A 10,180-nucleotide genomic window follows, 5' to 3' on the forward strand; every position below is an offset into this window, starting at 1 on the left:
GGCTGTTAGCTTCGAGGCCCACCCCACCCCACCCGCCCTGCCGTGTCCGCTGCCCACTCGCCCGTTCCGATCCGCACGTCTGGCCTGGCGACGGTACGACTGACCAACGCCGTCTTCTTCGCCCACCACGGCGTGATGCCCGAGGAGCACCGCATCGGCGGGCGCTTCGAGGTAGACGTGGCGATGGACCTCGACATCACGTACGCCGCCCAACACGACGACCTCGACCAGACGGTCAACTACGAGCGCGTCTACGAGCGCATCCGCGGCGTGATCGCGGGCGAGAAGGTCTACCTCATCGAACGGCTGGCCTACCTGATCGCGCAGGCTGTGCTGGGCGATCACCCACAGGTCGCGCGCGTGGAGGTGCTGGTGCGCAAGCCGAACCCACCCGTCGGCGGTCCCTGCGACGCTGCCGAGGCCGTCTACCGCGCTGAGCGGGCGTGATGGACGAGGCAATGAATCGCACAGACGGCGAGACGGCGGGCGGCCAGTCCGCGCCATCGTTGCCCCGCAACACCGCTGCGCCGCCGCGCGCCCTCGTCGCCATTGCGCTGGGGGCCAACCTCGGCGACCGGATCGGGCAACTGCGCGCCGCCGTGGCCGCCCTCGACGCGCACCCCGACGTGACGGTGACGCGCTGCTCACCCGTCTACGAGGCCGAGGCGCACACGCTCGACGGCACGCCGCAGCCAGCCTACCTCAACGCCGTCGTGACGGCTTCCACCTCACTTGACCCGGAGGCGCTGCTCGACGTGCTCCTCGCCATCGAACAGGAGGCCGGGCGCACGCGGGCGCACCGCTGGGCCTCGCGCACGCTCGACCTCGACCTCGTGCTCTACGCCGACCTCGACCTTGACACGGTGCGGCTCTCGGTCCCGCACCCGCGCCTGGCCGAGCGCCGCTTCGTGCTGCAACCGCTCGCCGACCTCGCGCCCGACCGCGTCGTCCCCCGCTGGAACGAGACGGTGGCCGACCTCCTCGCGGCCTGCCCCGACCGCGCCGCGCTCCGCTGCACCGACTTCGCCCTGCGCGACGACGAGCCCCAGGATGCCAGCCACGGTGGTGGCAGCCACGGTGGTGGCAGCCACGGTGGTGGCAGCCACGGTGGTGGAGACGAAGAGCCGAGGAGGAATCGAAGCGAGGGTTGACGCGGCGGCCCATCCACCGCACCTTCTCGGTCCTCGGCTTGTCGGCACACTGACAGATCCTGTCACCCCGCGTCGGTATTCTCCCGAGGTTCCTCTCCGTCTTCCTGCCGCTCCGCCCTGTGCCCACGCCGCTCCCCGACCGCCTTCGCTACGTTGCCATTGAGGGTGTGATCGGGGCGGGCAAGACCACGCTCGCGCGCATGCTCGCCGAGCACACCGGCGCGCGGCTGGTGCTGGAGGAGTTCGAGGAGAACCCGTTCCTGGCGCGATTCTACGAGGACCCGAAGCGCTGGGCGTTCCAGACACAGCTCAACTTCCTAGCGAGCCGCTTTCGCCAACAGAAGGCGCTGCGCGACCGCGACCTCTTCCAGCAGGCCGTCGTCGCGGACTACACGTTCGACAAGGACCGCATCTTCGCCCGGCTCACACTCGACGGCGACGAGATGGCGCTCTACGAGTCGCTCTTCTCGATCATGGAGCCCAACGCGCCCGCACCCGACCTCGTGGTCTACCTCCAGTCGTCCGTCGACCGGCTCATGCACAACATCGCGCAGCGCGGCCGCAGCTACGAGCGCAGCATGGACCGCGCCTACATCGCCGACCTCGCCGACGCCTACGACCGCTTCTTCTTCCACTACGCGAAGGGGCCGCTGCTTATCCTCAACGTCGCCCAGATCGACTTCGTGAACAACGCCGACGACTTCGCTGAACTGCTCCGCCAGATCGTCGCCGTCGAGGGCACCGGGACGACCTACCTCAAGCCCCCCGCCTCCGACGAGCGCTTCACGATGTTTGGGTAAGGGAGCACCTGAAAAGACTGATCCCTCCCCCCTGGCCTCCTGCGGGTTCCCAACCCAGAAGACCAAGGACGAGGGACCGATAGCAAAGGCCGAGGGCCAAGCTAGGCTGTCGTCATGCCCATGCGGGTGAGGTCGCGCGCGTGGAGGAGCGACTTGCCGAACGGCTTCACGACGAGCACGGGGCACGAGGCGAGCCGGACGGTGTTTTCGGCGACGCTGCCGAGGAGCAATCGCTTCAGCCCGGTCAGCCCGTGCGACGCCATCACGATCAGTTCCGCATTGCGCTCGGCGGCAATGTCGGCCAGGCTGGTCGCAGCGAACCCGACATCCACGTGGGCATACGCGTTGACTCCGCTGGCGCGGAGTTCGCTGACCAGGCGATCGAGGGCCGTGCGGGCGCGCGTGAGCAGCACCTCGGTGTTGCTCGTGCCCGCGTCGTAGCCGTAGACGTCCGGCCACATCGCGTCGGAGACGACATGGACGAGTTCGAGGTCGGCGCGGAAGACGCGGGCGAGGTCGGCGGCGTAGTCGAGGGCGTAGCGCGAGCGGTCCGAGAAGTCGAACGGCACGAGGATGCGGTTGTCGGTCGCGTCGTCGGTGTCCAGCGTGGGCGCATCGCAGCGCAGCGTGAGCACGGGACACGGCGCCTCCCGGACGACGCGCTCGGCGACGCTGCCGTGGAGCAGGTGCGCCACCCCGCGCCGCCCGTGCGTAGCCATCACCACGAGGTCGATGTAGGCGTGCGCCGCGTAGTCGAGGATGACATCGGCGGCGGAGCTGCCCAGTTCGGCGACGCGGACGACCCGCACGCGGTCGTGCTGGCGCAGCATCGACGCCATCCCGTCGAGGTCGTCATCGTCCACGAGGTCGTCGAGGTCGTCGTAGACATCGAGGGCCGTCAGGATGTGGAGTTCGGCGTCGTAGAGTGCCGCGAGGGCGAGCGCGTGGCCGAGCGCGCTGTCGGCGCAGTTCGAGTGGTCAGTCGGGAAAAGGAGGCGTTCGATCTTCAGCATGGGAGGAGGCAGTTGAACGTGAGGGAAGCGCGGCAGCTGGCCTACGTTGAGCCGCTAGGGCAGGTGCAGGTCGGCTTCGAGGAGCGCCTTGGCATCGGCGTGGACGGCCGCCGCGTCCCCGGGCGAGTCCGTCGTGGGGCTCGGGCGGTGCGTGAGCACGGGGCACGGCGCACGGCGAAGCGTCCGCTCGGCCGTGCTGCCCAGGAGCACGTGCTCCAGCCCAGTCAGCCCGCGCGTCGCTATGACGATGAGACGAGCGCCGATCTCCTTCGCCACGGCCGCGATCTCGACATCGGCGCGGCCCACGGCCGTCTCGATTCGAATGCCGTCCACTTCAGCGTGGCCCGCAGCGGCGTCGAGGCCGTAGACCGCCTGCGCGTAGAAGCGCGGCATCCGCTTGCGAGCCCGCTCGTCGAGCAGATGCGTGAGCGTGGTCCCCTCGGCCAGATCGGGGAGATAAAACGCCGGGTATGGCCCCGCGTCAATGACGTGGAGCAGCACCAGCGGCGCGTTCAGGCGCGTGGCCCAAGCGCGGGCGAGGCGCAGCCCCTCCTCCGACGCCATCGAGAAGTCGACGGGCGCAAGCACGGGGCGGTTGGCCGGGGTGGCCACCTCGGCCACCGGGTCGGGGATGGTCAGGACGGGGCATGGTGCCGTGCGCACGACCTCTTCGGCGACGCTGCCGAGCAGCAGCCGCTTCACGCCGCGCCGCCCGTGCGTGCCGACGACCACGAGGCGGGCGTCCACGTCGGATGCGTAGCTGCTCAGCGCCAGGCCGGGCGAGAGGTCGCGGGCGAGCGCGTAGGTGATCCGCACGCCGGGCAGGTGGCCCTCAAACGTGCGCCGTACGAAGGCGCGGAGGTCGGTCAGCAGCGAGTCTGCGGGGCGCGCGCGCGCGGTCGTCTGCGTCTCGTCGGCGTGGACGACGTGCAGCGGGGCGGCGGCGGTCAGGGCAAGCCCGGCAGCCGAGCGGAGCGCACGGGCGGAGGCGTCGGAGAAGTCGATGCCGACGACATGGGGGGCGGAAGGACGCATGGTAGGGACCGGAAGCAGGGACGGAGTTGATTGCTTCCAGAGTAGCCTGCGCCGCGCCTGGCCGGAAGCGGTTCCGACCCGATGGCGGTGCCGGGGCGCGTCCCCTCGCGGTGTGGGGGCGGCCCTCGCATGGTCGTGCTGCGTGAGCGACGTGCGGCTCTGCTGGGCCGCACCAAACGAATTCGCCCTGCGTGCTCCCTTTCCCGCCGTCTACCGCTGCAAGGTCGCACCGTCCACCGCCCCACTGCCCCACTGCCCCACTGCCGCATTCACAAAGACGCCCCCGCCGCTCTGGAGCGAGCAGCGGGGGCGTGACGCGTGGGACGCGCTAGGGAGAGTTATTCGGCCAGGATTGCCTCGATGTTGAGCTCGATCTCGACATCGTCGCTCACGACGAGCTCGCCGCCGGAGAGGGCGCCGCCCCACTTCACGTTGAAGTCCTGGCGGTTGATCTCCGTTTCGGCCTCGAAGCCGATGCGGGTGTCCTCGTTCATGCCGATCACTGGCCCGAGCATCTCGACCTCCATCGTGACCTCCTTCGTCACGTCGCGGATCGTGAGGTCGCCGATCAAGAGGAACTCGTCGTCGTCCGGATCGGCGTCCTCGACGCGCGTGCTCGTGAAGGTGATCGTCGGGAATTCCTCGGCGTTGAAGAAGTCGTCCGAGCGGAGGTGGCCATCGCGGCGCTCGTTGTCGGTGTCGACCGAGGCGACCTGGATCGTGGACGACACGGAGAGGCTCGTGGGCGTGCCGTCGGCAAAGGCGATCTCGGTGGCGAAGTCCCTGAACTCACCGCGCACCTTGGAGACGCCGAAGTGGCGCACCTCAAAGGCGACTTCGGAGTGGACCGCATCGAGCGTATAGGACCCAGCGGGGACGTCGAGAAGCGAGGCGGGGGCTTCGGCGGGACGGAGCGTCGAGAACGCGACGACGACGAGGACGGCCGCGGCGACGGCGGCGAGGTAGCGGAAGAAGGTCATGGCAGCAAGGGAAAGGAGAAACGGACTCCCACAGCGGAGACGTGGAACGGAAGGCGGGAGGGGATGCCGACTGAGGGATTGACGAGTCGCCCCCTTACTTGTTCCAACAAACTTTTTCCGTATCGCCTTTTTCTACGCGACCTGCGCGGCGTGCGCGCTCTTCTCTTTGGGCTCCAGCGCGCGTCGGGCAGCCCGCAGCGCGAGCAGCGCCGCTACTGGCCACAGCGGTGCCGGGAACGTCTCGGGCCAGAATCCCCACGTCAGCGCCATGCCGCTGGCCGCGATGGCTGCCGCCCAGAGGTAGACCCGCCCCCACCCGGGCAGTGCGGCGCGGAGCAAGACCGGCGCCATCAACAGGTGCAACGGCCAGAGCCACAGCAGCGAGAGGTTTGGCCCTGTGACGCGGTGCTCCGTCCCGAACCACAGAAACGCGAGGATCGACCCGGCCAGTCCGGCGACCGCAAACAGCAGCGCATCGCCGCGGCGCCCCCAGCGTCCGACGACCCGCTTGCGCCGCCAGCCGAGCACCGTGAGCGTACCGCCGACCGCAAAGAGCGCCCACGTCAGCACGAGCGGCCAGTTCGAGGGCGCGGGCGTACGTCCGGCGTCGCTCGTCCAGAAGAGCGTGTCGGTGCGCGCCACCAGCGGCTCACCGCCGAGCGTGGCGCGGTCGAAGGCGTCGAGGAGTTCGAGCGGGAGGAACGTCCGCTGGTAGTCGGTCGCCACGGCGTCGGTGGGCAGACCGAGACCGAGGTTCATGCCGAGGCGCAGCAGCGGCTGCTCGGCGACGTAGGGCCGGATCAGGTTGCGGAAGGTCGCGTCGTCCTCGAAGGTGCCCAGCCGCAGCGTGTCGGGCGTGGCGGCGTCCACGGCGTCGACGAGGCGCGTGGCGCAGTTGTCGAAGAAGAAGTCGTAGCGGTACGTCCGGTTCTCGGGGAGGTAGTTCGTCTCCAGGAGCGCGAACATGGTCCGCACCGCCGTGCTGTCGAGCGCGAGCGTCTGCTCGACGGTGGCGCGGCCCTGGCTGCGGTAGAATGCCAGCACGCGGTCAAAGTCGGCGACGGAGAGCTGGTAGTCGAGCTGCCCGCGGATGAAGCGGAGGACGAAGAACGGCTGGTCAAAGTCGAACGTCCCGAAGTTGTAGACGCGGTCCAGGCCTGTCGCGGGGTCCGTGACGCGGAGGGCGCTGTGGCCGAAGATGGTGTGGACCTGCTCGCGCGGGTAGAACGTGAGCAGCGACACGCGCGCCTGGGCGGACACCTGCGGCACGCCCACCGGCAGTGTCGGGGTGCTCGGCGTGGTGGTTGTCTGAGCGAAGGCGGGGAGAGCGAGGAGGAGGGTGAGGAGCACGGTGATGGCTCCCCCCGTCCTGCGTCGTCTCCGCGCTGCGCGCTGCGCTCCTCGGACGGTCCCCCTCACGGGTGAGGGGGACAGTTTTTGGCGATGGGGAGCGCAGCGACCGTCGCCAAAAACGGGGGGAGTCGCCACGAGCACACGTCCCCTCACGACAGCGCCTTCGCCAGCAGGTCCTTCACCAGTGCCGGGTTGGCCGAGCCGCCTGTAGCGCGCATGACCTGCCCGACGAAGAAGCCGATCAGCCCCGTCTTGCCGCCCTGGTAGGCCGCGACCTTGTCGGGGAAGCGGCCCAGCACCCCGGCGATGACGGGCGCGAGCGTGTCGGCGTCGGAGACCTGGCGCAGGCCTTCGCGCTCGACGATGGCGGCGGGCGCATCGCCCGTCTCGGCCATCGCGTCGAGGACCTGCTTCGCGGCGCGGTTGGAGAGCGTGCCGTCGTCCACGAGCGCAACGAGCGCGGCGAGGTCAGCGGCGCTGAATTTGAGATCGGCCAACGGCGTGTCCTTGCGGACGCGCTGCACCTCGTTGGTCACCCACGGCGCGACAGTGGCCGCATCGCCGTGGACGGCGAGGGCGTCCTCGAAGAACTGCGCCAGGAGCGGGTCCTGCGCCAGGAGCAGCGCGTCGCCTTGGCTCACGCCGAGGCCGTCGTAGCGGTCGTAGGCGGCGCGGTCGTCGGCGTCGAGAGCCTCCACAGGGTCGCCGCGCTCGGCTTCGAGTTGCCGCTGGCGCTCCTTGCGGGCGGCTTTCTCCTCGGCGGTCTCGCCGGTCGTGGCTTCCTCCTCGCTGTCCCACGAGTCGCGCAGCGTGACGGTGCGGTTGAAGACGAGCCGGTCGTCGCCCTCTTCACCATGTTGGCTGTCTTCGTCCACGACGAAATAGCCCTGGCGCTCGAACTGGAAGCGGTCGCCGACCTGCGCCTTGCCGAGGCTCGGTTCGAGGTAGCCCGTCACCACGCGCAGCGAATCGGGGTTGAGGTGGTCGAGGAAGCTGCCGCCCTCGGGCCCCTCTTCAGACGTGGGGGTGTCGGGGTCGGGGACGCGGAAGAGGCGGTCGTAGAGCCGTACCTCGGCCTCGATAGCGTGGTCAGCGCTGACCCAGTGGATCGTGCCCTTCGGGTTGAGCCCGGAGGTGTCGTGGCCCTGCTCGTCGCGCGGGAAATACGTGCACTTGAGTTCCACGACCTCGCCCGCATCGTCCTTAACGACCTCGTCGCAGCGGAGCACGTAGGCGTGGCGCAGGCGCACGGCGCGGCCCGGTGCGAGGCGGTAGTAGTCCTTCGGCGGGTTCTCGGCGAAGTCGTCGCGCTCGATGAGGAGCGTGCGGCCAAACGGCACCGGGCGGCTGCCCTCGCGGTCGATGTCGCGCGGCCAGTAGTCGCCGTGCAGGTAGTCGACTTCGTTCTCGGGCCAGTTCGTGACCGTGACCTTGAGCGGGTCGAGGACGGCGAGGACGCGCGGGGCGCGGGTGTTGAGGTCGTCGCGGATGGCGTATTCGAGCTGCGCCATCTCGGCGCGGCTGTTGGTCTTGGTGACGCCTGCGCTCTCCCAGAACGCGCGCAGGGCCTCGGGCGTGACGCCGCGCCGCCGCATCGCCGCGACCGTCGGCATACGTGGGTCGTCCCAGCCTGCCACGTGGCCGCCCGTGACGAGCGTCCGCAGCTTGCGCTTGCTCATCACGGTGTAGTCCACGTTGCCGCGCGCGAACTCGTACTGGTGCGGGCGCGCGCCCGCTTCGATGCCGAGCGCGTCGAGGTACCAGTCGTAGAGCGGGCGGTTGACGTCGAACTCCAGCGTGCAGAGCGAGTGCGTGATGCCCTCGATGGCGTCGGACTGGCCGTGCGCCCAGTCGTAGAGCGGGTAGATCGGCCACGCGTCGCCGCGGCGGTAGTGTGCGGCGTGGCGGATGCGGTACATAACAGGGTCCCGCAGCTTCATGTTGGGGTGCCCCATCACGGGCCAGTCGTCGCCCGGCTGCGGGTCCACCTTGGCGCGGAGGACGTGCGCGCCGTCGGGGAAGTCGCCCGCGCGCATGCGCTCGAAGAGGTCGAGGTTCTCCTGGACGGTGCGGGTGCGGTACGGGCTCGCCGTGCCTGGCTCGGTGACGGTGCCCCGATTCGCGCGGATCGCGTCGAGGTCCTGGCTGTCCACGTAGGCCTTGCCATCGCGGATGAGCTGGAGCGCCCAGTCGTAGAGCTGCTCGAAGTAGTCCGAGGCGTGGTAGAGGTGCTCGCCCCAGTCGAAGCCGAGCCAGCGAACGTCGCGCTTGATGGCGCGGACGTACTCGATGTCCTCGGTCTCGGGGTTGGTGTCGTCGAAGCGCAGGTGGCAGCGCGTCGCGGCGCGGGCGGCGTAGTCGCGCGCCAGCCCGAAGTTGAGGCACATCGACTTGACGTGCCCGAGGTGGAGGTAGCCGTTGGGCTCCGGCGGGAAGCGGACGACGACCTCGGTCTTCCCAGCGGCGAGGTCGTCCTCGATCTGGTCGTGGATGAAGCTGGAGCGCGCGGGGGCGTCAGGCAGGGCGGCGGGCATGGAACGCGGTCAGGCGGACGCTGTCGAGTGGGACGGGCAGGCTGAGCCGACGTTAACGCAGGGCCCGGCGAAAGATTCCGGAGCGCGTGCAAGGGGCGGACGGACAGAGTGGCATAATTCACCAAGCATGGCTGCATACTGCTGTCCCCTAAAGGCTTGCGCTTAGTTTTCTCTATCCTCTTGCTGCACACTAGGCATCGAGTAGCCATGTTATATTGCTCCCTAACGACACCGAATTACTGGTTATACCGCTCCCCAAACCATGAGCCCTGCCAGACACCACTATCTGGGAATCGATGAGAGCGACCTAGATCGTGAGGTGTACCGGATCTTCAGTTTGCAACGGCTCTTGGAACTGCTCCGCTCGGAGCGCAACACCTTAGTCCGTCCGTCTCTCTGGGACGATCCGTTCGAGAACTACGTGCTCAGCGCCGTCGAGAGGCTGAAGTCAGACGAGAGGTTTTCGATTGGATTCAAGGACAAGCTCTACGGCCAGTGCTGGACTTTGGATCGTGATTCCGACGCAATGTGGCGGATCTATTCTCCCGACAGGCAAGGCGTTCGTGTTCGGTCTACCATCAGGCGTCTGCTCGAATCCCTTCTAGATACGTCGAAATCGTACCCTGAACTGAGCTGTTTCATCGGGAAAGTCAGCTACCTTCCCCAATACAAGCTCGTCCAGATGCTGAACGACGCTGGAGGATCGGGCAGCGGTATCCTTGATCCATCCGGCAGAGGTCAAGCCAGAACGCTGCTTGTGAAGCGCGAGGAATTCAGTCACGAGAAGGAAATTCGGCTTATTCACTTCAGTCACGAGGACGACTACTCGTCGGAGATCTATCAGTATCCAATCAATCCAACCAAGTTGATCGATGAAGTCGCCTTCGACCCAAGGCTTAGCGAGGAAATGGTAGACCTGTTCTCGGACTTCTTCTATGGTTTAGGCTTTTCAAAGCGCCAGGTTAGGCAGTCACCGCTTTATAAGCTTCCAGACTTGGAGGTAAAGCTTCGTGGTGTGTAACACAGAGCGGTGTATAACCGTCTTTTGTGCGGCCTTCTAATTAACTCTGGAGCGCATGTCTGCTTTCGTCACAACTCAGCTAAACGATCTGGAAAGGCTTGACTGGGACAATCTTGCTGAGGTGCAAGGTGCTACCCGTCCGATCCTTGAGCGACTGGCTTCGGACAGAGCGGCGTTGAGAGATCTGGTTGAGGTCAGTCAGCTAGATGACGACGGCCATTCAGCATGGGAGCTAACAGATCACTTCGCAAGGCTTATCCTGGCCAGAAGTGAACGGCTTGGTGTAAGGCTAA

At 67.6% G+C, this 10,180-nt stretch carries 10 protein-coding genes; 5 read left to right on the plus strand and 5 right to left on the minus strand.

All coding sequences use genetic code 11. The features are described from left to right. Positions 1-42: 42 nt before the first annotated feature. From folB to AAFU51_15200, 3 genes are all read left to right on the plus strand, one after another. The gene (folB, locus tag AAFU51_15190; protein MEO1572600.1) at positions 43-447 is read left to right on the plus strand and encodes a dihydroneopterin aldolase; all 405 of its coding nucleotides are present in this window, start codon (positions 43-45) and stop codon (positions 445-447) included. Positions 448-458: 11 nt separating this feature from the next. Beyond that, complete coding sequence (folK, locus tag AAFU51_15195) at positions 459-1,151, plus strand: 2-amino-4-hydroxy-6-hydroxymethyldihydropteridine diphosphokinase (GenBank protein ID MEO1572601.1); 693 nt, start codon at positions 459-461, stop codon at positions 1,149-1,151. Positions 1,152-1,270: 119 nt separating this feature from the next. Further along, a complete protein-coding gene (locus tag AAFU51_15200; GenBank protein ID MEO1572602.1) occupies positions 1,271-1,951 on the plus strand; it encodes a deoxynucleoside kinase in 681 nt (226 codons plus the stop codon). Positions 1,952-2,052: 101 nt separating this feature from the next. Here AAFU51_15200 and AAFU51_15205 read toward each other — a convergent pair whose 3' ends face one another. The 5 genes from AAFU51_15205 to AAFU51_15225 form a co-directional block, all read right to left on the minus strand. Further along, complete coding sequence (locus tag AAFU51_15205) at positions 2,053-2,964, minus strand: universal stress protein (protein ID MEO1572603.1); 912 nt, start codon at positions 2,962-2,964, stop codon at positions 2,053-2,055. 54 nt (positions 2,965-3,018) lie between these two features. Then, entirely contained in the window at positions 3,019-3,999 is a 981-nt protein-coding gene (locus AAFU51_15210; protein MEO1572604.1) for a universal stress protein, read from the minus strand. 338 nt (positions 4,000-4,337) lie between these two features. After that, complete coding sequence (locus AAFU51_15215; GenBank protein MEO1572605.1) at positions 4,338-4,979, minus strand: YceI family protein; 642 nt, start codon at positions 4,977-4,979, stop codon at positions 4,338-4,340. A gap of 132 nt (positions 4,980-5,111) precedes the next feature. Beyond that, a complete protein-coding gene (locus AAFU51_15220) occupies positions 5,112-6,329 on the minus strand; it encodes a DUF4105 domain-containing protein (protein MEO1572606.1) in 1,218 nt (405 codons plus the stop codon). A 152-nt stretch (positions 6,330-6,481) separates the two neighbouring features. Continuing rightward, positions 6,482-8,866 carry a glutamine--tRNA ligase/YqeY domain fusion protein gene (locus AAFU51_15225; GenBank protein ID MEO1572607.1) on the minus strand — a complete coding sequence of 795 codons (2,385 nt, stop codon included), beginning with the start codon at positions 8,864-8,866 and terminating at the stop codon, positions 6,482-6,484. A gap of 262 nt (positions 8,867-9,128) precedes the next feature. Here AAFU51_15225 and AAFU51_15230 point away from each other — a divergent pair, with 262 nt between their 5' ends. Together AAFU51_15230 and AAFU51_15235 are read left to right on the plus strand one after the other, a co-directional pair. Then, the gene (locus AAFU51_15230) at positions 9,129-9,887 is read left to right on the plus strand and encodes a DUF2971 domain-containing protein (protein MEO1572608.1); all 759 of its coding nucleotides are present in this window, start codon (positions 9,129-9,131) and stop codon (positions 9,885-9,887) included. A gap of 55 nt (positions 9,888-9,942) precedes the next feature. Beyond that, on the plus strand, positions 9,943-10,180 hold a 238-nt coding region (locus AAFU51_15235; protein ID MEO1572609.1), incomplete at its 3' end, for a hypothetical protein.

It is taken from the genome of Bacteroidota bacterium (genome assembly GCA_039821555.1).
Lineage (GTDB): Bacteria > Bacteroidota > Rhodothermia > Rhodothermales > Rubricoccaceae > JBCBEX01.

What these genes read in the sequence shown, in the direction of transcription:
- AAFU51_15225 (MEO1572607.1), bottom strand. Translation starts at nt 8,866, where the DNA reads ATGCCCGCCGCCCTGCCTGACGCCCCCGCGCGCTCCAGCTTCATCCAC.
- AAFU51_15215 (MEO1572605.1), bottom strand. Translation starts at nt 4,979, where the DNA reads ATGACCTTCTTCCGCTACCTCGCCGCCGTCGCCGCGGCCGTCCTCGTC.
- AAFU51_15210 (MEO1572604.1), bottom strand. Translation starts at nt 3,999, where the DNA reads ATGCGTCCTTCCGCCCCCCATGTCGTCGGCATCGACTTCTCCGACGCC.
- AAFU51_15205 (MEO1572603.1), bottom strand. Translation starts at nt 2,964, where the DNA reads ATGCTGAAGATCGAACGCCTCCTTTTCCCGACTGACCACTCGAACTGC.
- AAFU51_15230 (MEO1572608.1), top strand. Translation starts at nt 9,129, where the DNA reads ATGAGCCCTGCCAGACACCACTATCTGGGAATCGATGAGAGCGACCTA.
- folK (MEO1572601.1), top strand. Translation starts at nt 459, where the DNA reads ATGAATCGCACAGACGGCGAGACGGCGGGCGGCCAGTCCGCGCCATCG.